This window comes from Phyllobacterium sp. T2-21 (genome assembly GCF_055378485.1).
In genome coordinates, this window is the sequence record NZ_AP027912.1 from 1,441,825 (window position 1) to 1,468,448 (window position 26,624).

The 26,624-nt window shown below is 65.4% G+C and carries 27 protein-coding genes; 7 read left to right on the forward strand and 20 right to left on the reverse strand.

The window, feature by feature from the left end; translation table 11 throughout:
* Positions 1 to 53: 53 nt before the first annotated feature.
* The 13 genes from ACZ5FP_RS07220 to ACZ5FP_RS07280 all read right to left on the reverse strand — a co-directional run bounded on the left by ACZ5FP_RS07220 (position 54) and on the right by ACZ5FP_RS07280 (position 12,164).
* Positions 54 to 938, reverse strand: coding sequence for a replication initiator protein A (locus ACZ5FP_RS07220; RefSeq protein ID WP_099503677.1), 885 nt, complete (start codon positions 936 to 938; stop codon positions 54 to 56).
* Between the two features lie 8 nt (positions 939 to 946).
* Entirely contained in the window at positions 947 to 1,228 is a 282-nt protein-coding gene (locus tag ACZ5FP_RS07225; RefSeq protein WP_099503675.1) for a helix-turn-helix transcriptional regulator, read from the reverse strand.
* 126 nt (positions 1,229 to 1,354) lie between these two features.
* Complete coding sequence (locus ACZ5FP_RS07230) at positions 1,355 to 1,681, reverse strand: DUF2285 domain-containing protein (RefSeq protein WP_210408505.1); 327 nt, start codon at positions 1,679 to 1,681, stop codon at positions 1,355 to 1,357.
* Between the two features lie 154 nt (positions 1,682 to 1,835).
* Positions 1,836 to 2,120 (reverse strand): transcriptional regulator domain-containing protein, encoded by a 285-nt coding sequence (locus ACZ5FP_RS07235; RefSeq protein ID WP_246842050.1) that lies wholly within the window; start codon positions 2,118 to 2,120, stop codon positions 1,836 to 1,838.
* A gap of 118 nt (positions 2,121 to 2,238) precedes the next feature.
* Complete coding sequence (locus ACZ5FP_RS07240) at positions 2,239 to 2,502, reverse strand: DNA -binding domain-containing protein (protein ID WP_099503671.1); 264 nt, start codon at positions 2,500 to 2,502, stop codon at positions 2,239 to 2,241.
* Between the two features lie 120 nt (positions 2,503 to 2,622).
* Complete coding sequence (locus tag ACZ5FP_RS07245) at positions 2,623 to 2,865, reverse strand: helix-turn-helix domain-containing protein (protein ID WP_024021493.1); 243 nt, start codon at positions 2,863 to 2,865, stop codon at positions 2,623 to 2,625.
* Positions 2,866 to 3,055: 190 nt separating this feature from the next.
* Positions 3,056 to 3,382 carry a DUF736 domain-containing protein gene (locus ACZ5FP_RS07250; protein WP_099503669.1) on the reverse strand — a complete coding sequence of 109 codons (327 nt, stop codon included), beginning with the start codon at positions 3,380 to 3,382 and terminating at the stop codon, positions 3,056 to 3,058.
* A 563-nt stretch (positions 3,383 to 3,945) separates the two neighbouring features.
* Entirely contained in the window at positions 3,946 to 4,389 is a 444-nt protein-coding gene (locus ACZ5FP_RS07255) for a hypothetical protein (protein ID WP_099503667.1), read from the reverse strand.
* A gap of 141 nt (positions 4,390 to 4,530) precedes the next feature.
* Positions 4,531 to 4,695 carry a hypothetical protein gene (locus tag ACZ5FP_RS07260; protein WP_162894760.1) on the reverse strand — a complete coding sequence of 55 codons (165 nt, stop codon included), beginning with the start codon at positions 4,693 to 4,695 and terminating at the stop codon, positions 4,531 to 4,533.
* Between the two features lie 218 nt (positions 4,696 to 4,913).
* Complete coding sequence (locus ACZ5FP_RS07265; protein ID WP_199777575.1) at positions 4,914 to 5,549, reverse strand: hypothetical protein; 636 nt, start codon at positions 5,547 to 5,549, stop codon at positions 4,914 to 4,916.
* A gap of 22 nt (positions 5,550 to 5,571) precedes the next feature.
* Positions 5,572 to 6,495 (reverse strand): DUF2493 domain-containing protein, encoded by a 924-nt coding sequence (locus ACZ5FP_RS07270; protein WP_099504010.1) that lies wholly within the window; start codon positions 6,493 to 6,495, stop codon positions 5,572 to 5,574.
* 309 nt (positions 6,496 to 6,804) lie between these two features.
* A complete protein-coding gene (locus ACZ5FP_RS07275) occupies positions 6,805 to 7,839 on the reverse strand; it encodes a DUF7146 domain-containing protein (RefSeq protein WP_099503665.1) in 1,035 nt (344 codons plus the stop codon).
* Positions 7,839 to 12,164 carry a strawberry notch family protein gene (locus ACZ5FP_RS07280; RefSeq protein ID WP_099503663.1) on the reverse strand — a complete coding sequence of 1,442 codons (4,326 nt, stop codon included), beginning with the start codon at positions 12,162 to 12,164 and terminating at the stop codon, positions 7,839 to 7,841. The genes ACZ5FP_RS07275 and ACZ5FP_RS07280 overlap by 1 nt, the downstream gene beginning before the upstream one ends.
* Before the next feature lie 231 nt (positions 12,165 to 12,395).
* On the opposite strand from ACZ5FP_RS07280, the gene ACZ5FP_RS07285 reads away from it, so the two are divergent.
* Positions 12,396 to 12,755 carry a hypothetical protein gene (locus ACZ5FP_RS07285; RefSeq protein ID WP_099503661.1) on the forward strand — a complete coding sequence of 120 codons (360 nt, stop codon included), beginning with the start codon at positions 12,396 to 12,398 and terminating at the stop codon, positions 12,753 to 12,755.
* A gap of 31 nt (positions 12,756 to 12,786) precedes the next feature.
* On the opposite strand, the gene ACZ5FP_RS07290 is transcribed toward ACZ5FP_RS07285, so the two are convergent.
* The 5 genes from ACZ5FP_RS07290 to ACZ5FP_RS07310 form a co-directional block, all read right to left on the reverse strand.
* Positions 12,787 to 13,011, reverse strand: a complete 225-nt coding sequence (locus ACZ5FP_RS07290) for a DUF6117 family protein (RefSeq protein WP_099503659.1) — start codon at positions 13,009 to 13,011, stop codon at positions 12,787 to 12,789.
* Positions 13,008 to 13,421, reverse strand: coding sequence for a hypothetical protein (locus tag ACZ5FP_RS07295; RefSeq protein WP_099503657.1), 414 nt, complete (start codon positions 13,419 to 13,421; stop codon positions 13,008 to 13,010). Before ACZ5FP_RS07295 ends, ACZ5FP_RS07290 begins: the two co-directional genes overlap by 4 nt.
* Before the next feature lie 68 nt (positions 13,422 to 13,489).
* Entirely contained in the window at positions 13,490 to 13,708 is a 219-nt protein-coding gene (locus ACZ5FP_RS07300; protein WP_099503655.1) for a hypothetical protein, read from the reverse strand.
* A gap of 59 nt (positions 13,709 to 13,767) precedes the next feature.
* The gene (locus tag ACZ5FP_RS07305) at positions 13,768 to 15,906 is read right to left on the reverse strand and encodes a ParB/RepB/Spo0J family partition protein (RefSeq protein ID WP_100964849.1); all 2,139 of its coding nucleotides are present in this window, start codon (positions 15,904 to 15,906) and stop codon (positions 13,768 to 13,770) included.
* Positions 15,907 to 16,079: 173 nt separating this feature from the next.
* Positions 16,080 to 17,273, reverse strand: a complete 1,194-nt coding sequence (locus ACZ5FP_RS07310) for a DUF932 domain-containing protein (RefSeq protein WP_099503651.1) — start codon at positions 17,271 to 17,273, stop codon at positions 16,080 to 16,082.
* Between the two features lie 522 nt (positions 17,274 to 17,795).
* Here ACZ5FP_RS07310 and ACZ5FP_RS07315 point away from each other — a divergent pair.
* Together ACZ5FP_RS07315 and ACZ5FP_RS07320 are read left to right on the forward strand one after the other, a co-directional pair.
* The gene (locus tag ACZ5FP_RS07315; RefSeq protein WP_099503649.1) at positions 17,796 to 18,806 is read left to right on the forward strand and encodes an AAA family ATPase; all 1,011 of its coding nucleotides are present in this window, start codon (positions 17,796 to 17,798) and stop codon (positions 18,804 to 18,806) included.
* Positions 18,807 to 18,858: 52 nt separating this feature from the next.
* Positions 18,859 to 21,411, forward strand: coding sequence for a S8 family peptidase (locus ACZ5FP_RS07320; RefSeq protein ID WP_464662868.1), 2,553 nt, complete (start codon positions 18,859 to 18,861; stop codon positions 21,409 to 21,411).
* A 107-nt stretch (positions 21,412 to 21,518) separates the two neighbouring features.
* On the opposite strand, the gene ACZ5FP_RS07325 is transcribed toward ACZ5FP_RS07320, so the two are convergent.
* Positions 21,519 to 22,004 carry a GNAT family N-acetyltransferase gene (locus tag ACZ5FP_RS07325; protein WP_246842051.1) on the reverse strand — a complete coding sequence of 162 codons (486 nt, stop codon included), beginning with the start codon at positions 22,002 to 22,004 and terminating at the stop codon, positions 21,519 to 21,521.
* 6 nt (positions 22,005 to 22,010) lie between these two features.
* Complete coding sequence (locus ACZ5FP_RS07330; RefSeq protein WP_099503642.1) at positions 22,011 to 22,328, reverse strand: type II toxin-antitoxin system TacA family antitoxin; 318 nt, start codon at positions 22,326 to 22,328, stop codon at positions 22,011 to 22,013.
* A gap of 124 nt (positions 22,329 to 22,452) precedes the next feature.
* On the opposite strand from ACZ5FP_RS07330, the gene ACZ5FP_RS07335 reads away from it, so the two are divergent.
* From ACZ5FP_RS07335 to ACZ5FP_RS07350, 4 genes are all read left to right on the forward strand, one after another.
* Positions 22,453 to 23,673, forward strand: coding sequence for a restriction endonuclease subunit S (locus tag ACZ5FP_RS07335; protein ID WP_099503640.1), 1,221 nt, complete (start codon positions 22,453 to 22,455; stop codon positions 23,671 to 23,673).
* A gap of 42 nt (positions 23,674 to 23,715) precedes the next feature.
* Positions 23,716 to 24,479 (forward strand): IS5 family transposase gene (locus ACZ5FP_RS07340; protein WP_099503638.1). Its coding sequence is split into 2 segments (ribosomal slippage): positions 23,716 to 24,049 and positions 24,049 to 24,479, totalling 765 coding nucleotides; the frame shifts between segments, so codons are not numbered across the junction.
* Positions 24,480 to 24,505: 26 nt separating this feature from the next.
* Positions 24,506 to 25,024, forward strand: a complete 519-nt coding sequence (locus ACZ5FP_RS07345; protein WP_127846964.1) for a restriction endonuclease subunit S domain-containing protein — start codon at positions 24,506 to 24,508, stop codon at positions 25,022 to 25,024.
* Positions 25,014 to 26,624 (forward strand): AAA family ATPase, encoded by a 1,611-nt coding sequence (locus tag ACZ5FP_RS07350; protein WP_099503634.1) that lies wholly within the window; start codon positions 25,014 to 25,016, stop codon positions 26,622 to 26,624. The genes ACZ5FP_RS07345 and ACZ5FP_RS07350 overlap by 11 nt, the downstream gene beginning before the upstream one ends.

A 26,624-nucleotide genomic window follows, 5' to 3' on the forward strand; every position in this document is an offset into this window, starting at 1 on the left:
GAGTCCGGTCCCCGATGGCACGATAGTGCCGGTCCCTGATAGCACGAGACGATTCACAGCTTATCCCCAGGGCGAGAGTTGCTCCGGCGACGACGGCGCGGGATGCCGAGGGCATCCGGGTCGGTCGGCACGAAGGAGAGGATTTCCGGTCCGCCGAGGCCCTGCTCGATGGTCAGGCGGTAGCCCGGCAGAGGCTGCCGGCGGACGATGTCCCGCAGGTCGTAGGCGAAATGCTTGAGCGGCGAGAGCGAGCCGGACTTGGCGTGGAGATGCGGAAAATCGAAGCTCCAGCCGAATTCCTGCTTGCCGCCGTGCTTGCGCACGAGGCGATAGAGCCAGCGCTCCAGGCCGCCCGTCAGGCCGAAATAATTGCGGTCGATCGTCAGTACGAGCGCGTCGTCGAGCACGGCGGCGTAGAACCAGTCCGGCACGATCAGCTCGAGGCCGAGCGGGCGGCCTTTGCCGTCGGCGCGCTCTTTCCACTCGTTGATCCAGGAGAAGCGGTGCAGCCGCCGCTCCGTCGGCTGGCGGATCGACGTCGCGATGGTGGTCGACTGAAGTCGGTCGAGCGCGGCCTTCAGCCGCTCATAGTCCCGCAGGCTGACGCCGCGGCCGATGAACTGAAGAATCTCGTAGGGCGTGGTCGCCATCAGACGCGATGGGCGCAATCCGTGGTCTCGTGCCTCGACGATCTGGGAGGCCGCCCAGATCAGCACGTCGGCATCCCAGATGGTGGCCATGCCGTGCTCGGGGACGGCTTCGACACGGATGACGATGGAGCCGGTTTTGAAGTCGATAGGCGCCACCCGCTTGGACTTGCCGAGCGCGAAGAACGGGTACGCCATCAGGTCCTGCGCATCGCGCAGCGCGAGATCGCCGGGCAGCGCCCGGAAGAGATCGAGCTGCTCGCGTTCGCTGCTGTGATGGCGCGCCGACATGCCCGGACTCAGCGCGGGAAACGTTCGGCGACCGCAGGGGAGACGGCCTGGCGCTTGGCCGGAAGAACGGTGCCGCCGCGCGGATCGGAGGTCGAGGTGACGAGACCGCGATCAGCCCAGGCTTGAAGGTCGTCAACGGAATAGACGACGCGGCCGCCGAGTTTGCGGTAGGTCGGGCCGGTCCCGTAGGTGCGATGCTTTTCGAGGGTGCGCTCGGAAAGCCCGAGGAAGCGGGCTGCCTCCTGCGTTCTCAGGTATCGTGGCGGTAGATTGGCGGCTTTTTCGGCCATGATCGAACCTCCGTGGTCTCGCGGGTGGCCGCTGCGAATAAGCGGCGGGTTGCGAGCACGGTGGCGCGAAGACGGCGCCCCGGACGATGTCGAAGTAAGATGCTAAAATCGACACGCGAGCGGGTATCAGCGATCCCGGCGTGGGCGACGCAGCAATGTCCGATAGCCGCCGCGAACGAGCTTCATGCCGTCGCGGGCAAGACGGATGGTGATCTCCCGGATCGGGTCGCCGACCCAGGATGCTGCATCGATCTTGTGCTGGGGGAAGAGATGCTCCGCGACGGTGCGGTAGATGGCGCCGCTCGCGCGCGCGTCGATGGCGCGCAACATCTGGCGGGCGCGCTGACGTCTTTGTGGCGTCAGGCGTGGATCGGGCGGCACGCGCTTGCCGAACATAGCGTGCCAGAGGCGTTCAACCGCGGTCAGCCGGTCGGGTGTCAGTTCATCGAACATGATGAACGCGCCAAGAGGGCGGGCATCATCAACGCCGATCAGGGCGACGTCGTGGGGTTCGCCGCGCAGTACGAGCCGGATCAGACCAGGATCATGCTCGATGATGGCGTGGGCGTGAAGATCCTCAACGCGGAGGCGGAGATGTCTCGCCGGGTTAGGTCCGACGGTGAACGGAAGTGTCGCGGGATCGGTTTGCGGGGTCCAGAAGATCGGCTGGATTAGCGCCGAGTTGCGAGGGTCGGCGACGAAATCGCAACCCCCATCGTTCAGCGAATTCCTGAGCGATAGCTTCGGTAAGGCGCCCGGTGGCTACCAAGTCACGGTATGCGTTCCGATAATCGGGGTTACGACGCAAGAACTCCCAAGCAAGATCGCCGGGGGTCAACTTATCGATGTAGTCATAGGCGGCCTCGGACCGCCAATCTTCATCTTCGGACATCCTTCTCTGCCTCTGCGCAAATTCGTGCAACGCGAGTTATGCGGCAGATACGATTCCCGGTTGAACGAGGCGGGGGAAGGACGAAGTGGGCGCGACGTGATGCGGTTTGCGCATCACCTTAATGAAGGCGACACTGAAGAAGCTCGCAGAAGCCGCTTTTCGTCATCCATTTCGCGCGGTCGAGATGGCTGGTGTAGACGTGCAAGGCGCGCTCCGGATCGGCGCCCGCATCGAGATTGAACAGCACCGCGACGACCTCACGCCAATCCGCGCCCTCACTCTCGGCGTCGAGCAGCCGGACGTAGAGCTTCAGATGTGCGTGGTCATAGGCCGTGAGCGCTGCCCCGGACGGCGGCTGATCAAGAAAGTCGTCTTTGGTCACAACATCCCCCGATCGCGAGATGTATCCAATCCGGAGGGAATTGTTAACGATGATTTTATCGGAAGGATGACGCAAGGCCCGGCTGCGGGAGGTTGAGCCAACGCGGCGAGGTGTCGAACGTCAGGTTTCCTTCTTTGCATCGACGAGTAGCACTCCCTTGCCCTGATCGGAGTTCAGGAAGACGATGCCGGCGCGTTCGAAGGCCCTTCGTACCTCATCGCGCGTACTCTCAAAGACCTCGAGACCACTGGTGGATTCGAGGCGCTTGAGCGCAGTCAATGAGACCCGGGCCTTGTCAGCGAGCGTCTCCTGTGTCCAACCCAGCAACGCGCGTGCGGCCCGAAACTGTCGGGCGGTGATCATGCATGATCACCTCCCATACGGACCTACGCGCACGCCAAAACTACGACTATAATAGTCGTTCTCGGCGTGATTTTCTAGCAAGAAGTGCCTGCGAGGGCTCGGTGCGATCCAAAAACGCGGCGACTGATTCGGTCGCCTGGCTGTCACAACCGAAGGCCCCGACCTTCCGGCCGGGGCCTTGCGCGGAGCCTCAGTCGCCGCGCCGCCCGTTGGGGCGGGACCAGATCAGCGAGAAGGTGTCTTCGCCTTCGTCGTCGAACAGGTTGGCGTAGATCGGTGCGTTGAAGCTCGGATCGTCGAGCTTGAGGCCCAGATAGTCGCGGCCCTCGTTGGAGCGCTTGGACCAGGCGGCGCCGATCTCGGCGCGGCCGACCAGGACCCGGTGGCTGGGAGCGTTCTCGCCGGTGGCGCGCTGGTCGGGGACGATGCGTACGTTCTTGGCCTGGACGCTGAGGGTGACGATGTCGCCGGTGAACTCGTTCGAGCCGCTCTTCTTGAAGGTGCCGATGGTCGCCATTGTAAGTCTCCGTTTTCCGTTCCCGAGCCGCACCATTGCGGCCTCGATGGCGATCGGTTGGCCGGAGGCGATCGACGGCGCACCCCGAAGGGGCCTGACAGCTAAGGAGGGCTTTCTTGTCTCGCGAGGAATGACGGCGCAGCCGGCAGGGGAAGAAAGTTTGACGCGGCTGTTGCGTCATAGGCGATCGAGGCGAAGCCGGCCTTCGGCCAGATCAGGCCATTGGAGAGGCCGTTTGGAGCGGTCGCGTGACGGACAGAAAGGAAGAGATGGCGGCCCGCCGCTGCCGCCAAGATGACATCGCCACGAACCTCACCGGCGAGCTGTCGTCCTTTGTCTGGGCCGATCACGGCATCCTGACCCGGCCTGCCTCCGGCGGACGTCCCCGCATCAACGGATCTCGGTTCTCGCTACGACGGCTGACGCTTCGCCTGCGCCCGCCGTGGGTCGCTCTCAGGGCCGAACGACGATCCGCTTTCCAAGCCCCGCAACCGCCCATTCTCCTGACGGGGATCGCCGCTTCGATCATCGCGCTGGCCCGCACCATGACGACATGCGTGACGTCAGGCCCGCGCGAGGTCCCGGCCGGTGGGGCCGCTGGCCGTGGCCATTCCCGCGACCCGGACGAAGGCCGTGATGCCGACAGCGATGGCCCCGACGACGGAGAATGTGATCTGCCAAGCGTCCGACGGCATCAGGTGCTTCACGATGCCATGGGTGGCGTGGAAGCCCGCGACGGCGGCGGGCGCGACGAAGATGACGGCGACGCAGAGCTTCAGCCACATCGGCCGCGCGAAGGTGATGAGGAGCTGGCCGACCGCGAAGGTGACGGCCGCGGCGACGAGGCCGACCAGGATCGCGCCGGGAATGCCGGCGCCGGTGCCGTGGGCCCAGGCTCCTGCGGCGAAGCCGACGAAGGCCGGCAGCGCGAAGACGGCCAGCGTGAACAACAGCCAGCAAAGCAGGCCTATTGCTGCGAGGGATGCGAGTATAGCGAGGATGATCATAGTGGTGGCCTCCGTGCCAAAAGGTCTGACGGTTGCGCCTGCCACCACCACCACGGCGCGACCGCACTATAGCTGAAGGTCGACTGCGCCGGGAGCGGAAATCGCGGCGGATTTCCGCTTCGGCGGACCGGGTTGCCCCGGTCAGGCGAAAGGATCGATCTCATGGACAATCGCGGCGGTGTCGCCGTCGTACTCGCTGGCGGGCATCACGGAATGCGTGCCGTCGCCGGCCTGGAAGATGACGATGGCGGCCATCAGCGAGGTGGCGAGGCTGAAGGCGAAGGCATGTGCTTGCTTGAGGGACATCGACCCGGCTCCTGTTTCGAGCGGAGGACCATCCCCCGCTGACAGGCGCCCGAAGTGTCGGACTGGTCGCTGCAATCACCGCGCAGGCGCAGCCGCAGCGGCGGCATGCTCGCATAGCCGACCCTTTACGGGTTGATGGCACCAAGCGGCCAGTCTGACCAAGGATCAGCGCAGAGAAGCGGGTGTGGTGCTCGGCGCCGCGAGCCGGTCCTGTCCCGTCAGTCGGGAAGCACCTGCATTCGCCATGCCGGTGCGTTGGCGATGAAGTCCCGGTAGGCATAGTTGATAAGGTCGCGAACCAGCTCGAGCAGCCCGCCGACCGGCAGTCCGTCGAAGGGATCGCCATGCGCCATGCCGTTGCGCCGCTGGCTGAGGCTGGGCTTCGCGTCGCCGGTGACGAAGCCGATCGCGGTGCCGCCGGTGCGGACGGTCATCGGGATGTGCGCGTCGGTCAGGCCGTCGACGTCGACCATATGCTTCAGCAACGCCGCGAAGGGGCGGCTCTTCTTCGGAATCTTGTCGCCATATCGGTCCATCGTGGCGAGTTCGAGGGCGATCAGCGCCGCAAGCTCGCCGGCTTTCAGCACGTCGAGGTCGACCCAGCCCAGGAGGTAGAGCGTCTGCGCTCGTGCGAACTTCGCGCGCACGACGTCCGGGATGCGCTCGTCGATGCCGAGGCTGACGATGAATTTCCGCCAAGTCTCGGGATCGTTGAATTGAAGGAATCCACCGGGCATTCCCGGCGATGGCCAGGGAATGATGAGTGGTTCTGAGCGCGGCGGAAGGTCCAGGTCGAGATTCAGCGGCGTCTCCTTTCTGATATTCCGGCGCGCAATAATACTCGCGATCGGCAAGTATTGCGAAGTCTGACGGCGCTCACGCGCCGCCGAACTTCCAGACCGGGATGCCGAGCTTCTTGGCCTTGTCGGCGAGGTTGTCGTTGATGCCCGTGCCCGGGAAGTGCATCACGCCCTTCGGCACGATCTCCAGCATCTCGTCGTTGCGCTTGAAGGGCGCTGCGCGGCCGTGCTTCGTCCAGTCGGGCGCGAAGCCGATCTGCGGCACGTTGCGGTTCTTCGCCCAGAGCGAGGCGATCTTCTCCGCGCCCTTCGGCGACTTGCCGTGAACGAGGACCATGTCGGGGTGCTTCTCGTGCACCTGGTCGAGCTTGGCCCAGATCAGCGGGTGATCGTTGAAGTCGAGCCCGCCGGTGACGACGATCTTCGGGCCGGGAGGAAGAAGGACTTCCTGTTCGGCACGCTTCTTCGCCATAAGGAAATCGCGGCTGTCGATCATTGCCGAGGTGAGATTGCGATGGTTGACCTTCGATCCGCTGCGCGGGAGCCAGGGCTTGCCGACGTGGCGCTCGTAGTGCTCGGCGGCCTGGTCGCGCATGAGCTCGAAGGCGGCTTGGCGCTCGATGAGAGTCATGCCCTCGGCGATCTGGCGCTCGAGTTCGACCGATTTCACCTCGCTGCCGTCCTGTTCCCGCTGCGAGCGCTTCTGGGCCTGCTCGTTATCGTCGAGCTCGCGTGCGATCCGTTCGGTGGCGCGATGGAAGACGTTGACGGTCGACCAGAGGAGATCGTCGAGGTCGGGTTCGAGGCGTGTGTCCTCCAGCGTGACGATCAGCGCGTCGAAGATGTCGGCGACGGCGCCCGCGACTGCGTTTCCGTCCGGAAGAAGCCGCTGGTCCGGTTCGTCGGCGAAGGGCCGGTAGCCGTGGAGCTGCAATTCGTTGAGGACGTGGTCGGTGGGTGAGGATTCGTGGTGGGGTTCGAAGTCGTCGTGGTCGTCCATGGGATGCTCCGTCGGTAGGACCGCGACCGTCGCGGCCTTCATGGCGACGAAGCCCATCGGCGGGACGGCTCTGCACCCGGAGCGCAGCGAAGGGCAGGAGCGTCAGCGGAGGATGGCGAAGGCCGGCTATTTTGCCTCGCGATGGAAAGGCGCGGCACGCGCCGCCGGAAAATAGTCGGCCGCCGCCATTGCCGGGCCGGCCCGACTGTGGGCCGATCGCCCTCTCGAAGGCCGAGGCGCGGTCCTCTCAGACGGTATGGGGCATCCGGACGGGCCTGACGGCACCGCCGCCGCCTTCCTGCCTGCCGGCTATGCCACTAGCGCCATGAAACGCACCACGTCCTGCGGCCCGATCTGCATCCGGGTCTGGCTTCTGAGCGCGTCGATGCCGAGGGTGCGGAGATCCTCGTTGAAGTCGCCGAGCTGGGGCGAGATGACGATCGCCTCGATGCCGGCCGCGTTCGCCCGTTCGACCAGGCTGTCGCGCGCACCGTCACCGGCCGGATCGTCGTCGCGCAGGACGTAGAGCCGCCGCAGCGTGTCCGGGAACAGGATGGCGGCGAGATGGGCTGCGGAGAGCGCCGCCAGCATCGGCATGTCGGGCAAGACCTGCCTGACCGACAGTACGGTCTCGATGCCTTCGCCGGCCGCCATGACTTCGCCGCCCGTGCCGAAGCGCACCGCGTTGCCGAGAAGATCGCCCATCGCCCGCCTCGGCGTGTCGAGTGGCGCCTTGTCGCGGCGTCGCGGGTCGAGCCAGGTCCGATGCGCTCCGGTGATCCTGTCGCGGAGGTCGGTGACGGCTGCGATCATCGCCGGCCAGGTCTCGGTCGGAGAATGCTCGTCGGGCCGATAATAGCAGCGCGGGTGGAAGCGCAGGTTTCCGGTTCCGCGTAAATCCGTAATGCCGCGTTCGCGTAAGTACGATTGTACGAGCGTGCCGGTGATCGGCTGCGACATGCCGATCAGGCGGCGGGCTGCCTCGGGCGATCCGTGCGGCGCTGGCGCCTGACGTGGGTTCGCCGGCATCGGCGTGGATGCGGGCATGCTGAGGAAGGTCCGTGCCTCGTCGGCGACGTCCTTGAAGTCGATGAGGCCGCAGCTCTCCCGGATCACGTCGAGAAGATCGCCATGCTCGCCGGTCGCGGCGTCGGTCCATTTGCCGGCCGGACCTTTCGGAGAGTCCTTGAGCCGCACATACATCGAGCGACCGGGCGTGTTGCGCACGTCGCCGACCAGCCAGTAGCGGCCCTCGCGCCGCCCGCTGGAGAGGTAATGGCGACACACCGCCTCGGCCTGCCGGCCGAGACGCTGCGCGAGATCGGAAGCATCGCGACGCGACATCACGCGGCCTCCCGTTCGGAGATGCGCGCCACCGGATAGGTGTCGAGTAGCTTGGTGAGGATGCTCACGCCGCTGGCGTCGGCCGGTACGAAGAAGCGGAGCTTCCACGAGATGATCTCGCTGAACAGGCCATAGGCCCGCAGCCGCTCGCGCATCGCCTCGGTGAAGCCGGTCAGCTCCAGGCGATAGGCGCTCATGACGCGGGCGCGGCGAAGCTGGAGGCCCTCGGCGAGATCGAGGACCGTACTGCCCTCCATCAGCGCGGCGAAGGCATGTTCCGGCGTCAGCGTGCTCGCCCCCTGCGAGGCGGCGTTGGCGGCCCAGGCCGGCGAGACCCGGCGGCCGATGATGCGCTCGCCCGCGTCGGTCTGGAGCCGATACACCCGCGTCGACTCGTCCGGCAGGCGCTTCCAGATCGGCAGCAGCAGGCCAGCGACGATGTGGATCGTGCTGTCGGAGAACTCCGGGATGTCGGCAAGCTCCGCTTGCCATGCCGCGGCGAAGCGAGCGCGATCAGCTTCCTCCCAATGGCTTTCGTCCATCATGCGCAGTGGCGCATAATGCTGCTCCATCGGCCGGATCAGGCAGACGCGGCGTTCGATCTCGCCATCGTCGAGCATCATCGACGGCGCCGGCATCTGCACGGCGGAGCGCCCCGAGCGACCGTTCACCAGCGGGCGCGCGCGAGGATCGGCGAGATGGCCCAGTGCATCGGCGAGTGAGATCGGGCGATTGCGCTCCCGGCGTGTGATGGTGAGCAGCCGCGTCTCGGCGCCGGTGCCGGGATGGACGTGGATGACCTGGCTGTCGGTGACCACGAAGCTCTCGGCCTGCAACGTCTCCAGCCCGACGTCATAGTGACCGCTGCGGATCGCGCCCTCGATCTTCGCCGTCAGAAGCTGCTCGAACGCGGTGAAGAGGATACCCTGCAACTCGATGGTCAGCGCCAGCAGCCGGTTGAGGAAGGTCGTGATCGGCGGCAACTCATCCTTGATGCCGTTGTCGTCCATCAGCTTCAGGCCGGTGGCGGACTCGAAGCGATCGAGCGAGCAGCCCTCGACCTTGCCGCGCACGAGCAGCAGGTAGAGCTGGCGCAGCGCGTCGCGCGCATAGTGGGATTCGAGATTGTCCTCGGACCGGAACAGACCCTGACCGCCGGTCTGGCGCTGGCCGCGCGTGATGGCGCCGAGCGTGTCGAGCCGGCGCGCGATGGTCGAAAGGAAACGCTTCTCGGCCTTCACGTCAGTCGCGATCGGCCGGAAGAGCGGCGGCTGCGCCTGGTTTGTACGGTTGGTGCGGCCGAGCCCCTGGATCGCCGCGTCAGCCTTCCAGCCGGGCTCCAGGAGATAGTGGATGCGCAGGCGCTGGTTCCGGGCGGCAAGGTCAGCGTGGTAGCTGCGACCCGTCCCGCCGGCATCGGAGAAGACGAGGACGCGCTTGTCGTCGTCCATGAACGCGGCCGCCTCGGAGAGGTTGGCCGATCCCGCCCGGTTCTCGACCGTAAGGCGGTCGCCTTTGCGAACCACGCGCCGCGAGCGGCCGGTCACCTCGGCGACCACGTCCGTGCCGAACCGCTGGACGATCTGGTCGAGGGCTCCGGGCACGGGCTCCAAGGATGCGAGGCGCTCGATCAGCTCATCGCGGCGAGCGACGGCATCCCGGCTCTCGACCGGCTGGCCGTCCCGGTAGACCGGCCGCGACGACAGGTTGCCCTCGCTGTCGGAAAACGGCTCGTAGAGCTGTACCGGGAAGGAATGGGCGAGGTAGTCGAGGACGTATTCGCGCGGCGTGATGTCGACGCGGACGTCATTCCACTCCTCGGTGGGGATCTCGGCCAGCCGCCGCTCCATCAGGGCTTCGCCGGTCGAGACGATCTGAATGACGGCGGAATGGCCGGCCGCCAGGTCCTGCTCGATCGAGCGGACCAGCGTCGGCGTCTTCATACTGGTCAGCAGATGACCGAAGAAACGCTGCTTGGCGCTCTCGAAGGCTGAGCGCGCGGCGGATTTCGCTTGCCGGTTCAGCGTGCCGGTATCGCCGGTGATATTGGCGGCGCGCATCGCCGCGTCGAGATGATTATGGATGATGGCGAAGGCGCCGGCATAGGCATCGTAGATGCGGGTCTGTTCGGGTGTGAGCTGGTGCTCGACCAGCTCATATTCGACGCCGTCATAAGAGAGCGAACGGGACGTATAGAGGCCGAGCGCCCGAAGGTCGCGGGCCAGCACCTCCATCGCCGCGACGCCGCCATTCTCGACGGCTTCCACGAATTCCGCGCGGTTGGCGAAGGGGAAATCGTCGCCGCCCCACAGGCCGAGCCGTTGGGCATAGGCGAGATTGTGGACGGTGGTCGCGCCGGTCGCCGAGACATAGACCACGCGGGCGTTCGGCAGCGCGTGCTGGAGCCGGAGCCCCGCACGGCCTTGCTGCGACGGGGCGACATCGCCCCGTTCTCCCTTGCCGCCCCCGGCGTTCTGCATCGCGTGGGACTCGTCGAAAATGATCACTCCGTCGAAATCGGAGCCCAACCATTCGACGATCTGCTTGACCCGTGAAAGCTTCTCGCCGCGGTCGTCGGACCGTAGCGTGGCATAGGTGGTGAATAGGACGCCTTCGGGCAGCCGGATCGACGTACCCTGAGGGAAGCGCGACAGCGGCGTGACCAGCAAGCGTTCCATGCCGAGCGCCGACCAGTCGCGCTGGGCGTCTTCGAGCAGCTTGTCGGACTTGGAGATCCAGACTGCCTTGCGGCGGTCCTGGAGCCAGTTATCGAGGATGATGCCGGCAGACTGGCGGCCCTTGCCGGCGCCGGTCCCATCGCCGAGCATGAAGCCACGGCGGAAGCGGACCGCGTTCGGGGCATCGTCCGGCGCGGCGGTGACGAGATCGCCGGTCTCGTCCACGGTCCAGGCCCCGGCGAGATATTCGCCATGCGTCTCGCCGGCATAGATGATCGTCTCGAGCTGGGCGTCGGATAGGATGCCGTCGGCGACGATCGGCGCCGGCAGCGTCGGTCGGTAGCTCGGCTTTGGCGGCGCGACCGAGGCCATGGCGGCGGACTGCACCAGCTTGGTCGGATGCGGCTGTGCGCCGGCGATGCGGATCGACTGGAGCGCATAGGCCTCATAGATCGACTCCGACAGGCGGCCGGTCTCCGGCGGCGTCCAGTCGATGGTCTCATAGTCGAGCGGCACGCCTTCGAGCTGGGCGATACGGCGGGCGGGCTGGGCCGTCGCCGCGCGGGCGAGATAGCCTCGCACCGTGCGCGGCGTTGCGGCCGGTGTCGCGGCGGGACGCATGATCGAGACCGGCAGGCGTGCCGGAAGCTGCGCGTCGATCCAGCCGAGCAAGGTCGCGACATCGGGTGCGATCCCGGCCGAATCCGGGAAATGCTCGGGGTCCTCGGCCGGCGCTTTGTCGATGACGGTCAGGCGGGTCTCGATGGTCGTGCCGTGCTTGGCATAGACCGAGCCGGCGATCGCGGCGGTGAACACGACGCGGCCGCGTCCCTGCAGGCGCACGAAGGCGTCCCGCCAGGCCGGAAGCTCGGGCGAGAAGTTCGCGCCCGTGATGGCGACGAGGCGTCCGCCGTCGGCCAGCCGGGCCAGCGCCGAGGCGATGTGCCGATAGGCGGCGTCCGCGACCCGCCCGGTGACGTTCGCCATCACCGAGAATGGCGGGTTCATGATGACGACGCTCGGCACAGCGGCCGGATCGAGATGGTCGTCGATCTGGGCGGCGTCGAAGCGCGTGACGGGCATGGCCGGAAAGAGAGAGGTGAGAAGATCGGCGCGGGTCTCGGCCAGCTCGTTGAGGATGAGCGATGCGCCTGCGGTCTCGGCGAGGACGGCGAGCAGTCCGGTCCCGGCGGACGGGTCCAGCACGCGATCTGCCGGGGCCAATGTTGCCGCCGTCAGCGCGGCAAGGCCGAGCGGGATCGGCGTCGAGAATTGCTGGAAGGCCTGCGCCTCCTCGGATCGGCGCGTGTGCGTCGGTAACAGTCCGACGATCTTCACAAGCGCGGAGAGTCGTGAAGCCGGCGATGCGGCTTTACGGAAAAGCGGCTTTCCGTATTTGCGTAGGAACAGGACGGTCGCGACCTCGCAGGCGTCATAGGCGGCTTTCCAGTCCCACGCGCCGGCTGCGTCGGACGCGCCGAAGGCATCCTCCATGGCGCTGCGCAGCATGGCGGCATCAACGGTGCGGCCCTGTTCGAGGTGGGAGAGGATGCGTTCGGCGGCGGCGAGGATAGAGGCGGCCGGCGGCGTGTGGGGGACAAGCGGGAGCGAAGCCGCGTGAGCGGCTGGAAGCGGATCATGAAGCATGAGAGGAACCTCGGAGAGCGGAACAGGAGCGAGCCGGCCCGGCGCTCTCTCTCGACCGGACGGGCTCAAACCCGTCCCGGCCACCCTCTCACTCTGGCGCGGCCGGAACCCGGCCTGTCGCACCGGCTTCCGGCGGTGCGGATGGGACGCTAAGTTCTCGTAGGAAAACAAGCCGCTGTGCCTCGCACCATTCGCGCGTGCCGCGCCGGCTGAGTGAGCATCGGAGGCGAGATGAAGGGCAGTGCGATTGGCATTCTCGGCGCGGCCTGTCTGGCTGTCGGCTTCGGTGCGGGTTTCGTGCTCAGGCCGGTGATCTCGCCGGTCACTGCATCTCCGGCCGTCGCCGCCGGCGTCGCAGAGCCGAGCGAGGGCGAAGCGACCGCGGCCGTGCGGCGCCATCGCCTGTTCACGGGCACGTCGCTGGCGAACGCGACGCTGAAGCTCGGCGATTGCTCGCCGGGTGGGGTCGGTCCGGGCGTGACCTGCATGACGCAGATCGTGCTCGATCCGACCAGGCCGAACGCGAGCCCGCAAAACCGGCCAATCGGATTTGCCCGCGTCAACGGGCAGTGGGAAGTTGCGGTCTGGTAGCGGCGAGCGAGGACATTGGGCGCGCGCTCGCCTATGTCGACGCGTCCGGCGGGCTGTAGATTTCGAAGGGATTGCCATCGGCGAGATGGCCGAACGGTGTGAAGACGAACTCGCCGTCATCGCGGCCGACGGCGCAGATCACGTAGCGCGGTTCGCCGGTTGCTACGTCGGTGCATTCCATCAGCGCCAGGTCGCCACTGTTCGCGGCGCGCAGGAGCGTCTGGAAGTTGGCGCGGGCATGGTCGGGGATGCTCATCGCGCGCCTCCCCTGGCAAGCCGGTCGGCGAGCCAGCGGCCGGTGCTCGTCCATGCGATCGTCTCGCCGGTGGCAAGATCGAGCACATGGGTGCCGCCCGAGAAACCATCGACCACGGGATCGGAGGCGATGCCGGCCCATTGAAATCCCCAACGGCCGGTCAGCGCGAGGGCCTCGGCGCAGCGCGTCACGAAGGTGATCGCAAGCTGCGGATCTGCGGTGCCGGGATCGCGCAGCCAGAGCCGCGACGCACCGTGATCGGGTGTCACAGATAGATGAAACGGCTCGGCCGGCGGGTCTTCGCGGTCGTTCTCGGCCATCAAGGCGGCGTAGATGTCGAAGGCCCGGGCGACGTTGGCGGAGGTGCCGACATCGAGCAGGCAGGAATAGCGGGTGGAGAAATCGGTCATGGCGGGCTCCGGAAACGAAAAGAGCCCGGCGCTCGGGCCGGGCTCGGAGTGGGTTCGGGGTGGCGCGGCTAGTAGCCGAACTGCCAGGATGGCCAGGCCTGGCCGTCGTCGGCGGCGCGGATGGCGTCGGCGAGATAGGCGGGATCGCCTTCGACGACGACGGGGGCGCGCACCGGGGTTTCGTCGATGATCGTCACGCGGCCGACGATGCCGTCCTCGACCTCGACATGTACGGGAACGAGGTACTGGAAGACGACGCGGCGTGGCGACGGGTTGGATCGCGACATGGCGATGCTCCTTCAATCGGGGAAAGGACCGGAGCGGCCGAAGCCGCTCCGGGTGCTCGTCATTCGGCTGCGACAAGGTGCGCTTCGTCGTCGGTGGCCTCCGCCGTGACAACCTCGTCGTCGCCGGCGAGGAACGCGGGCAGCGCCGCATCGTCGTCCTCGCCGCCAGCCTCGACTTCCGGCGTGGGCGCCTCGGCATCGTCGATCAGGCGCAGCGGCTCGGGCAGCCAGCCGGTCTCGGCGAGCAGCCTCTCGGCCTCCTTGGCCATGTCGCCCTTCTTTAGGTGGTCGATGAGCTGCGCGGCCTGCTCGCCGATGCCCTCGCGAACCGCCTGCAGGATGCGGGGCTTGGTGACACGGTTGAGGTAGTTGCCGAAGGTCGGGCGCCAGCCGGCCTCCACCAGATCGAGCCCCGTCGCTTTGGTCAGGCGGTCGGCCTGGGCGAGCCGCATGTCGAGCGTGTGCTGCGACACGCCGCCGGCGCTGTGCGGGTTCGGCCGCTCATAGAGCGCGTTGACGCCGTAGCTGACGCAATGCGCCAGCAGCGCCATCCGGCTGGCGTCGTCCAGGCCCGCGAGCCAATCCCACAGTGCATCGTCGTCCTTCGGGATGTCGCCGGCCCAGGCGGCGTGACGGTCCTGCACCGCGCGGGCGGACGGGCTGTCCTTCAGCCCATCGTCCTGCGCCGGGAAGAAGACGTGCTTCACCCCGGCCTCCATGGCGCCCGTATACATGCGGGTCATGAAGGTGTCCGACACCAGCTTGTGGAGCAGCGCGGTCATGGCGACGTGCGGGTTCTCCGCGACGGCGTTGCGCAGCGCGAGGGTGCGATAGGCCGTCAGCTCGATGACCAGGCGCTCGGGGAGCGGCTTGATCGCGTCGTCTTCGTCGTCCTCCGCCTCGACGGGCTGGCCGCCGATCGTGATGACGGCGCGCTGCAAGGCCGGCACACCGGGTTCGCCCGGCTGATGCTCGGTGTCGTCCCCATCGGCCTCGATGCCGGGCTCGGGAGCCTCGTCCTCGGCCCGGACATAGCCGCGATCGATGGCGATGCTGCCGTCATGGGCGATGCTGATGAAAGCGCCCGCGCGGGCGATGTCGACGGCCTCGAAGCGGACCGGACGGGTTTCGAAGGCCGACAGCGCCGTCTCGATCTCCCCAAGCCGCAGGTCGACCTCGTCGGGCAGCTCGTCGGCGTCTTCATATTCCGCCTCGAGCTTCTGATATTCGGCGTTGAGCGCCTCGATCGTCGCCTGTTCTTCCGCCGTCAAGTCGAGCGGCTCGCCCTGCAGCTCGCGCAGGCCGCGCGTGGCGTCGTAGGGGAAGCTGACTGCGACCTCGATCCACTTCCAGCCCTCGGCGGCGATCGTCTCAGCCGTCGCCTTCAGCTTCTCGGCGACCAGCCGATCGAGCAGCGCCGCATCCTGCAGCCAGCCGCCGTCATCGGACTGGAACAGGTCTCGCATGACGATGCCGCCGGCCGCCTCGTAGGCGTCGACACCGACGAAGACGGCGCGCTTGTCGGAGGCGCGCACCGTGGTCTCGGTGAGCATGCGACGGATCTGATAGGGCTCCTTCGACCAGGCGTCCTTGATCGCCTCCCAGACCTGCTCCTGGCGGGCATGGTCGTCGGTGACGGTGAAGGCCATGAGCTGGTCGAGCGTCATGCCGTCCTCGGCATAGACGTCGAGCAGGACGGGCGATGCGGCCGCGAGGCGCAGGCGCTGCTTGACCACCTGGACCGGGACGAAGAGCGCTGCGGCGATCTCCTCCTCGGTCTTGCCCTTCACCCGCATATCCTGGAAGGCGCGGAACTGGTCCAGCGGATGAAGCGGCGCGCGATCGATATTCTCGACCAGCGACACTTCCTCGGACAGGACCTCGTCGTCGCGCTTGCGCACGACGCACGGCACGGGGGCGATCTTGGCGAGGCGCTTCTGCTTGACCAGCAGCTCCAGCGCACGGAAGCGGCGGCCGCCGGCCGGGACCTCGAACATGCCGGTCTCCTGACCTTCGGCGTCGACCACGGGCACGACGCTGAGGCTCTGGATCAGGCCGCGACGCGCGATCGAGGCCGCCAGGTCCTCGATCGAGATGCCGGCCTTCACACGCCGGACGTTGGACTGGCTGAGCACCAGCTTGTTGAAGGGGATGTCGCGTGAGGACGACAGGATGATCTTCTGAACTGCAGTAGCCATCGGGGATTACTCCGCGACGGGCGCCGAGAGACTCTCTCTCAGCCCTAAACCCGTCACGAAGCGAAGCGCCGCCCTCTTCCTCTAAAGGGGGCAGCGCCACGGACCGGGAAACCAGAAAGGCACGGAAGCGCAGAGCCGGAGACACGCAAACCGCATCCCCGGCCTTGCGGAGATCAGGCCGCCCGATCGAGCAGCTTCTTAGCCTTGGCCTCCATGTCGAGACGGGCGTCCTGATGCGCCTTGTCGCGGGCAACGGCGGTGATGCCCTGCACGAAATCGAAGATCGACTCGGGCGGCCGGCCTTCCTCGGCCAGCACGGTGTCGATGATCTTGCTGGTCTCGGCCTTCGAAAAGCCGCGGCGGCGCAGGAAGTCGGTACGGTCCTCATCGGTGCGTGCCACGATTCTCTCGCGGGCTGCCTTTATGCCGTTTACGAAAGGCAGGGCTGAGGAGTTGGCGAAGTTCGCCAGCGCCGGCGCCGCCTCATGGGCGAAGCGGTTGGCGGCATATTTGGAGTGGCGGATGGTGATTTCCTCGAAATCCTCCACGCCCCATAAATTGCGATTCTGGCAGACCGCCCGCAGATAGAAGCTCGCCATGCCGAGCGTCTTGGCGCCCACCTCGGAGTTCCAGCAGTAGAAGCCGCGGAAATAGAGATCCGGCGAGCCGTCCGCCAGCCGTCCGGCCTCGATCGGGTTCAGGTCGTCGACGAGGAACAGGAAGACATCCCGATCGGAGGCATAGAGCGTCGTGGTGTCTTTGGTGATGTCGACGCGCGGATTGTAGATGCCGGTCGACCAGTCCAGCACGCCTGGCACCTTCCAGCGTGTGTCGCCCGTGCCGTTGCCGGCGATGCGCTGCACCGCCTCGACCAGCTCGTGGTCGAAGATGCGGCCATAGTCCGGGCCGGTGACGGCGCGCAGTTCGACACGGCCGTTATCGGTTTCGAGCGTCTTGATCTGCTCGGCCCGATTGGACGTCAGGCCATATTGCAGGTTGATGGCGGCGAGCGGCGCCGGGAGTTGGCGCAGATAGGCGGCCGGCGCGCCGACCAGGCCGGCCAGTTGGCCGAAGCTCCAATGGGTCGGGGCGATAGGCGTATCCGTGCCGGGAAGGATCAACGCCAGGCGTTCCGGGTCGCGGCGGTTCGCCTCCACATGGATGAGTGCGCTTTCCACGACACGCGTCCGGCTGCGGTCGGCCCGGTCGCGAACGGAATGCGCCAGCTCGGACAGAGATAGATAGCGCTCATCCGCTGGCCGGGAGAACCATTCGGACGAGACGCGGCCGATCTGCTCGCCACGGCTGACATCGACCTTGTAACCGCCACGCGCATCACTGCGCGCATCGAGGACCTGTATGTTCATGGGACCAATCTCCACGACGGGCACCGGAAGCTCTCTCCCAGCTCTCAACCCGTCACGGAAAACCGGTCCGCACTCTCACTCTCAGGGGGCGTTGCGGGGTCTCCCCGCAGAAGGGGTCGACCGAGACAAAGGCTCGGCCGCCGGGGAATGCTTTCCCCTCAAGGTCATCTCTGGAAGCCTCGACGGCCCACAACTAGGACATCGGCCGCGCGATCAGCTCCCGCAGGGGCCGCAAGCACCCCGTTGAATCCCCAGGATGGGTTCGATATAAAGTTCCTGTTTTGTTCCTGCGTTGATTGAGGGAAGCACAGCCGGTCGAGATGTCGCCCACACTGGTCTGGCCGGCTGGGCGGCTGAGCTTCGCATCCCACGGGTCGAAAGAATGGTTAGGAAACTCTGTGGTAGAGAGGAAACGGTGGCGCTTTTGGCCTGATTCCGATAGCGTTGGCGAAGCAAGCGAGAGCCAAAAGCATCTGAGCAGGCAACAGTATAGCGAGGCCCAACCAAAGAAAGGAGGCGAGCATGTCGACTAAGCAAATTCTCGCACTCCTGAACTCGCATATCGACGGGGATGAGGACCAGCTCCTGTCGATCGCCTTGCAGATCGCCGCTCAGGAAGCTCGCCAGGGCCGTGCGGATGACGCTGAGAAGCTGAAACGGCTTGTCCAGAAGGCACGTGATCAGCGAGGGACCGGCAAACCTGCCGGCGGACAGACCCCGATCCCGCTCGCCCGGCCGCGCGGCGAATTGCAGGGCCTCGTCGAGAGCGCCTATCCCAAGGTTGCGCTCTCGAGCATGGTGCTCTCCGATGAAATTGCCAAGCGGCTGGGCCGTGTCGTCCGCCAGCAGCAGGAGCGTGCGACCCTGCGTGAGCACGGACAGACCCCCGCCACGCACATGCTCCTTGTTGGCCCGCCCGGAACGGGCAAGACGATGACGGCCTCGGCCTTGGCCGGCGAACTGCGGCTGCCGCTGTTCACGGTCCGGCTCGAATCGCTGTTCAGCCGGTTTTTCGGCGAGACCGCCGGCAAGCTGCGCTTGCTCTTCGACCAGATTGCGCAGACCCGCGGCGTCTATCTACTTGATGAGTTCGACGCGATCGGCTCTCGCCGAGGCCACCCGAACGATGTCGGCGAAATACGACGGGTTCTGAATTCGGTGCTGGCCTTCATGGAGGAGCCAAATTCAACCGACAGTCTCGTGCTGGCCGCGACCAATCATGTCGAGATCCTGGACGAAGCTCTGGCGCGTCGTTTCGACGAAGTGGTCGAATATACATTGCCAGACGCGACGTCAGCGCGGGCCATCGTTGAACGTCGGCTTGGCAAGTTCAAGTTCGCGTCGACGGTATGGCCCGGCATTGAAAGCGTGCTCGAAGGCCTGAGCCAGGGCGAGTTGGTCCGCGCGGCCGATGCCGTCGTCAAGGACGCCATCCTGGAAGGCGCCTCGAAGGTATCGCCCGATGCCTTGCGTGACGCGCTCCAAAATCGACAGACTTTGAAGGGCAAGTTCCGTCGCCAACCCGGCCGTTAGGCAGGCTCCGCCGAACGGATCGAACGGAACGCGAATGAAGAAGTAGGAGCCTATGGCAGAGCCCGATAATTTCGACACGAGAGACCGCGCGCATATCTCGATCGACGTCTTTCGTGAGACCGCGGCCTATACCTTTCCCTCACGCAATCAGGAACGCAAACCCCTCCGGGGAGACTATACGGCGCATGCGACGCAGCTCCTCGACCAGCTCGCAGCGGCGCTGGGGACGGTTCCGGCTGCCGCTGCCGACCCGCGCCTGCCCATACAGGGGCTGAAATCCGGTACTGTCGTGGAGGTCACGACGCTGCCGCCAGCGGAAGACTCCCGGATCAAGGCCGTGAAGGTGCCCGCGGCGCTGGAGTTTCCTACACAGGACGTTGTGATCTTGCGATCGGAGCGCAACGAGGACCGCACCGAAAGCGCCTTGGTGTTCGTGCCGGATGATGCCCGCGCCTTCCTGCGCAATCGCATCGCTGACTATGGACGCGATCCCGGCAATCAGAGACGCCCCGATGCCGAGCGGTTCGAGGTGATCGAGGAAGTCAGGGCTGCAGAAGCCGTATCGCTGTTCACCGGCGAGGTGGATCTGGCTGCGCCCGACATCCTATGGTGGGAGCTCTGGGTTCGCCAGCCGGTCGCACTAGCGGATCGCCTGGTGGCGGCGGCCCGCAATGCGAACATCGATGTGCACGGCGATCGCCTGATCTTTCCCGACACGACGGTTGTCTTCATTCACGCGGTTGCTGCGGCGGTGGCAGCGTTCGCGGCGCGCGTGCCAGGCGCCATCACCGAAATTCGCCGCGCGACGGGAACGATCGAGCCTTTCCTCGACCGTGGGGAGACCGGTCTTGGACAGCATGACTGGGTGGAAGAGCTGGCGCAGCGCGTGAGCCCGCCGTCTCCTGACGCTCCCGTGGTCTGTACGCTCGACACTGGCGTGATGGCGGCTCATCCGTTGATTGCGCCCGGCCTGCGCGGCGCTTGGGCTTACGATCCCGCCTGGGGTGCGGACGATCACCAGCCGCATGGCGGTCACGGCACGCCGCTTGCGGGGCTCGTACTCTACGGCGACCTGGAACCGTTGATGAACGATGAGCGTCCTGTCGAACTCACCCATGGCGCCGAATCCATGAAGCTGCTGCCGCCCGGCGGGTTTCCGCCAACAAAGCCGCCCAGCTACGGTGTGGTGACCCAGGGCGCCGTCAGTTCGGTCGAGATCGAGCGCCCGGATGTGGTGCGGAGCTTTTGCATCGCCACGTCCGCCACCGATTTCCCTCCAAGCCGGCCATCGACTTGGAGCGGTGCGATCGACCAGATCGCGGCGGGGGCCATGCCAGGCGAGGCTGATGACACCGTCCCGGCCGCGGAACGACCGAAGAGGCTGATCGTCGTCGCCACCGGGAACGTCTCTGGTGGCATGGCGGTGGACGTCCTTCCTTCGCAGCCTCTGGAAGACCCGTCACAGAGCTGGAACGCCCTGACCATCGGCGGCTTCACGCGCAAGGAGCAGCCGCCGGCGCCGCCGCCGGTGTTGCAGGCCGCCGTTCCGGCCAATCACCGCAGCCCGTTCAGTCGTGGCTCACAGTCGCTGCCCGACGACCTGACGCCGATTAAGCCGGAAGTCTTGTTCGAGGCCGGCAATATAATGTCGGACGCGACCGGCTTCTGCGGCTGGGACCCGGCCGTCTCTCTCCTGTCGGCCGGCTCCGATGTGACGGCTGAACCGCTTGTCCCGTTCTGGGCGACGAGCGCTGCCGCCGGCATGGCCGGAAACTTCATCGGCCGCCTGCAGGCGGCTCGGCCGGACCTGTGGGCGGAGACGCACCGCGCACTGACCGTGGATTCGGCCCGATGGCCCGAACCGATCCGGAGAAAGTTCATCGGCACCGGTGCCCACTGGAAGACCGGGAAGGCGGCCACCAAGGGCAAGAAGCAGGAGATGCTTCGCGAGTTCGGTTACGGCGTACCGGACATCGAGCGAGCGATCCTGTCGGCGCGCAATGACGCCACGCTCGTCGCCCAGGCCGAGATTCAGCCCTTCGCGATCGGTGCGGACGGCCGGACCGGCGTGTTCAATGAGATGCACTTCTACGATCTGCCTTGGCCGAAAGCAGCGCTGGAGAAGCTCGAAAACGAGATTGTCACGATGAAGGTGACCTTGTCGTATTTCATCGAGCCGAACTTGGCGGGCAAGGCGGCGACCCGACCGGACACCTATCGTTCTTTCGGGCTGCGGTTTGACATGAAGAAGCGCACCGAGACGGCAGCGCGCTTCCGTAGCCGGATTTCAGCGAGCCAGGCCAAGGACGGCACCGAAGCCGATGGCGAGGCCAGTTGCTGGCTTCTAGGGCCAAAAGCTATCCAGGCGGGGTCGCTGCATTGCGATCTGTGGCGCGGCAGGGCGATCGAACTGGCAGGTCACGACGCCATCGCGGTCTATCCGGTCGGGGGATGGTGGAAGTCGCACGTCGGCCAGAAGCGGGTGGCTGATAAGGCGCGGTACGCTCTGGTCATTTCCATCTCTGCGCCCGGCCAAGATGTCGATCTCTACAGTGAGATCAGCACGCTTGTTGAGAACAAAGAGATAGAAGTGCTACTCGGTTAGCGTACCGATTAAGAGGGCGGGACAAAGCCGCAGTGGGCGGGTTGGGCGGGCATGGACGCTCTCGTACCGGTGTTCAAGGGGCACTTCACTCTTGAAGGCCTACGGCGTTACGCGAACAGGCGAGCGACCTCGGCCATCGGGAGGAAAAGACGGCGGCCGGCGTTATCCAAGGGAAGGAAGTCGTAGGCGCGGTAGAAAGCTCCTGCGGCTTCGTCCTTCGCGTCGACCAGGATGGCGAATGTGGTGATTTCGCTGCGCAGCGCTCGTGCGAAGGCGTCCAAAAGCATGTGCTCGCCCAGTCGGCGTCCGCGATGGCGCCGATCGACGGCGAGTCGCCCGAGCAACGTCGCCGGTACGACGGGGTAGCGCGGCAAGCGCTTCGTCAGCGTTGCCGGAAGGTTGGACAGAGCGATCGATGTTCTGGCAAGTGTCGAGAACGCGAGAGGCGTGAGATCACCCTCTACGAGGACGAAACAGGAGGCGACGCGTCGGCGAACGTCCTGACTGGCTTGGGTGCGGAAATATCGGTCTAGCGCGTCCACGCCGGACTCGAACCCGGCGCGATCGTGAGTGTCGTCGAGTGTCTGGATCAACAAGGGCTAGCGAGCATTCGGCTCATGCGCCGCGACCGACGCCATATAGCGCCGAGCGGCCGCGGAAAGTCGCGAGCCGGGCTCTCGGGGGTTCAGGAGAGCCTCGGCGAAAGCGCGGCTTTCATCAACCGCTAGCTTGACCGACTGCAGGTCCTCAAGGGTGCGCACGGCGGCCTCATGCACGCTCGAGATGACAAAATCCGTGAGCGTTCGGCCCTGCAACTCGGCAGCACGGAGGAAAAGTTCCTTCTGATCAGAGGACACACGCGCCTCCAATCGCTCGCTGCGGGCCGCGACCCGCCTTTTCGCCGCCGTATGTTTCATGGGCCATTGCCTTAATGATCGCCTGAAGGCTATTGTACGGCTTACAGCCGGACGCATCAAGGGGGTGAAGGCGAGCCTTTGGGCGGTTCAGCTTCTTGGTGCGCGGTAATAGGCGCACAAGACCATGAGCACGAACGACGATCAGACACCTTCTCGACCCGACCTTCCGGCCGGCTGGGCGGTGGTCCGCGTCGACCAGGCCGGCGCCGTTCGACTCGGCCGTCAACGGTCCCCGGATCAAGCCATGGGCGAACACCTGACCAAATATATTCGAGCCGCGAATATCACCCCTGCGGGTATCAATCTTGATGACCTGCTGGAGATGAATTTCACCCCGGCCGAGCAGCAGGTGTTCGGTCTTGAGGTGGGGGATGTCCTGCTGACCGAAGCCTCGGGGAGCGCTAGCCAAGTCGGCCGATCAGCGATCTGGCGCGGTGAGGTGCAGCCCTGCTGCTATCAGAACACGGTCATCCGTTTTCGCCCCCATCTAACCACGCCCGAGTATGCGTTGATCGTATTCCGACAAATGGCCGTATCCGGCGCCTTCGCTCAAGCCGCTCGAGGTGTCGGCATTCAGCATCTCGGCGCTTCGCGATTCGCAGAACTAGACTTTCCATTGCCACCGTTGAAGGAACAGGCGCGGATCGTTGCCATAGCTGACCAACGCTTGACCGAAATCCGCGAGGCCGAGACGCGACTCCAGTCCGCATTGCGGCTTCTGGATGAGCAGCTCCGAGAGGTGCTCGCTGCGGCCGTTGCCGGTGAGCTGGTCGCGCAGCGGGATGAAGAGCTATCCGAGCGCAGCCGCACGCCGGCGAGCGCGGCGCGCGCTGAACCAGATCTATTCGGTCAAAGCGAACGGGCGCCTAACCTAGAAGGCTTTGACCCGGTGCTTCCCGCGGGCTGGGCTTGGTCGCGCGTCGATGGGGCGGGCGAGGTGACCCTCGGCCGCCAGCGTTCACCCAAGCATGAACGCGGCAAGCACATGCGGCCCTATCTTCGGGTCGCCAACGTCTATGAGGATCGGATCGATACCTCGGACGTGCTCCGCATGAACTTCGAGCCTGAGGAAGTGGCCATCTATGAATTGCGCGACGGGGACATTCTGCTGAACGAGGGACAGAGCCCTGAGCTGGTGGGTCGCCCAGCGATCTACCGAGGTGAGGTGCCGGGCGCGTGCTTCCAGAATACGCTTATACGCTTCAGAGCGTATGAGCACGTGGACCCCAATTACGCGCTGTTGGTCTTTCGACACTACATGCATTCGGGTGTTTTCAAATCCATTGCCCGGTGGTCGACCAACATTGCCCATCTAGGCTCAGGACCTATTAAATTGCTTGCATGACGGGCGTTGCTCTGATTCCCGATAGGGATCGGGGAGGCGTTGATGAGCGATCTTTTGTGGTTGTCGGACAGGCAGATGGCGGTGATTGCGCCGTTCTTTCCGTTGGCGCACGGCGTACCTCGGGTGGATGACCGGCGGGTGGTGTCGGGGATCGTGTTCGTGATCCGGAACGGCCTGCGCTGGCGCGATGCGCCGTCGGCCTATGGGCCGCACAAGACGCTGTATAATCGGTTTGTGCGCTGGAGCCGCCTGGGGGTGTTCGACCGCATCTTCGCGGCCCTGGCCGGACAGGCGGGAGAGCCGGACGCCATCATGATCGACAGCACCCACCTGAAGGCGCATCGCACGGCGGCGAGCCTGCTCAAAAAGGGGATGTTCCCCGCCGCATCGGGCGAACCAAGGGCGGCCTGAACTCCAAGCTGCACACCGTCTGCGACGACCGGGGGCGGCCCCTGGTCATGCTGCTCACCGAAGGCCAGATGAGCGACCACAGGGGCGCCGCCCTCATGCTGGGCGCCCTGCCGCGCGCCCGCGTCCTCATCGGCGACAGGGGCTACGACAGCCGCGGCTTCCGCGACGCTCTCGCCGCCCGCGGAACCGACGCCTGCATCCCCTCAAGCCGCAGCCGCAAGATCCCAATCCCCCACGACCCGGCCGTCTATCGCCGCCGACACAGGATCGAGAACCTCTTCGCCCGCCTCAAGGACTGGCGCCGCATCGCCACCCGCTACGACCGGTGCGCCCACACCTTCATGGCCGCCATCACCATCGCCGCCATCATGATCTTCTGGATCAATGAGTCCTGAGCCTAGGCCTAGAGCGATACCGGGCGTTGCCGTTCCCGACGCCACCTTTGGCGGAGCAGGCGAGGATTGTGCAGGCGGCGCGAGATCGGCTGCGCATCACACAACAACAGATATCAGCCGTACGGACCTCGTTGGCTCGCCTGCCTGATCTCGAGCAGGAGCTGTTCGCTGCGGCCGTGGCCGGAGAACTCGCTCCTCAGGATCCCAACGATGAGCCGGCGTCGGCGCTCGCAATCAGGCTGGGCGGTCCGCCGCAGGCTGTGACCGCGGTGACGACGAAGAGCTCGGGAGGAAAGAATATGCCGCAACGTAAACCACGCCCATCGCGACAGGCGGAGCCAAGTCCTGATCTGACGTCCGTCCTCCGCGAGAATGGCGGGGTTCTTCCCTTGCCGGATCTGTTCGCATTAGCGGGATACAATCGCGACATGCCCGAGCATGTCGAACTTTTCTACCTCGCGCTTCGCGAGGGCATGAAAGGAAGCTTGCGGCTGAGAGGCGAGGCAACCGAGAACGCCGAAGTGGAGATCGTCGATGCGGCTTGAGAAGGTCAGGATCGGCTCCTTCAAAAACCTTCGTGACCTTAACGTCGTCTTCGACGAGCTCTCACCTTACACCGTCCTCGTTGGCGAAAACGGTGCCGGGAAGTCGAATCTGATCGAGGGCCTAGCGCTGGTCTTCCGCAACCTCGATCTCGATGTGGAGGCCCCCTTCGACTACGAGCTGCAATATGAGTGCCGTGACAACATCATATCGGTCAAGGCGAAGGCCGACCAGCATCCCAGCTTTCGGATAAGGCGGCCGGGCGAAGAGTCGTTCGCGGACTTATCCCGCAAGGCCTTCATGGCGGAGGACGCGGATGGGCGGCCTCGCCACCGGCCGGCGTTTGTGTTCGGCTATTACTCTGGGCCGAGTGATCGCCTAACGTCGATCTTCGAGAAGCATCGGGAGCGCTTTTACAGCTGGATCATCAAAGCGCCGGAGCAACGTGGGAAGGCGATCGCTGACCCGAATTCGCTGCGACGGCTGTTCTACGCCGAAACGCTGCACGGCCAGTTCGCCCTGATCGCCTTCTTCATGGAGGCGAGTGAGGCGTCGAAGGCCGACCGCGACTTCCTTCGCGACCACCTGCAAATCGAGGGTCTCGACAGTGTTCTGTTCGCTCTCAAGGAGCCGCCGTGGAAGCGCAAAGGCGGCGATCCGCGTTTCTGGAACGCCGTGGGCGAGGTTCAGCAGTTTCTTGCTTACCTTTACGACAAGGCACTGTTGCCGCTCCGTATGACGCGGCGAATTCCGATCGACTTGACCAAGAACCCGATCGTTCAGAGCTTATACCTGTTCCTCTCCAACACCGACGCGCTGGCCGAAGTTTACCGAACCTACGGCAACCAATATGCCTTCTTCACGGCATTGGAGAGCATGCACCTATCGAAAGTGCTCGGCGAGGTGCGCACTCGCGTCAAGATGACGCCGGAAGCTGGCGGCGGGAACGTGACCTACCGCGACTTGAGCGAGGGCGAACAGCAGTTGTTGCTCGTGCTCGGGCTTCTGAAATTTACCGCGAGGGATGAAGCTCTCTTCCTGCTCGATGAGCCGGACACCCATTTGAACCCCGCCTGGAGCACTCAGTATCTCAGTTTCCTCGACCGTTTCATCCGCGATCGGGACAGTTGCCATATTGTGATGTCGACGCATGATCCGTTGGTCTTCGCTGGATTGAAGCGCGAACAGGTGCGGATTTTTCGGCGTGACGAACAGGGGTGCGCCGTTGCTGACCCTCCTGACCAAGACCCGCGGGGCATGGGCGTCGCAGCTATTCTAACAAGCGATCTCTTCCGGCTGCGCACCACATTGGACCCCGAAACCCAGGCGGATCTTGATAAGCAACGCCTGTTGGCCATGAAGGAGAACCTCACTGATGACGATCAGGCCGAACTGGCGCGGCTGCGGGAGGTGCTGCGCGGGCGCGGTTTCGACCTGACGCAGCGCGATCCACTTTATCAGGAATTCCTGAAGGCCTGGACTGCCCAGGAGGACCCTCGCTGGCGCGAGACTGTGGAACTCACCCCTGAACAGCAGCAGGCGCGGAGCCGTTTAGCCGCTCGCATCGTCGAGGAGCTGCGTCGCGAGCAGGGCATGTCGTAA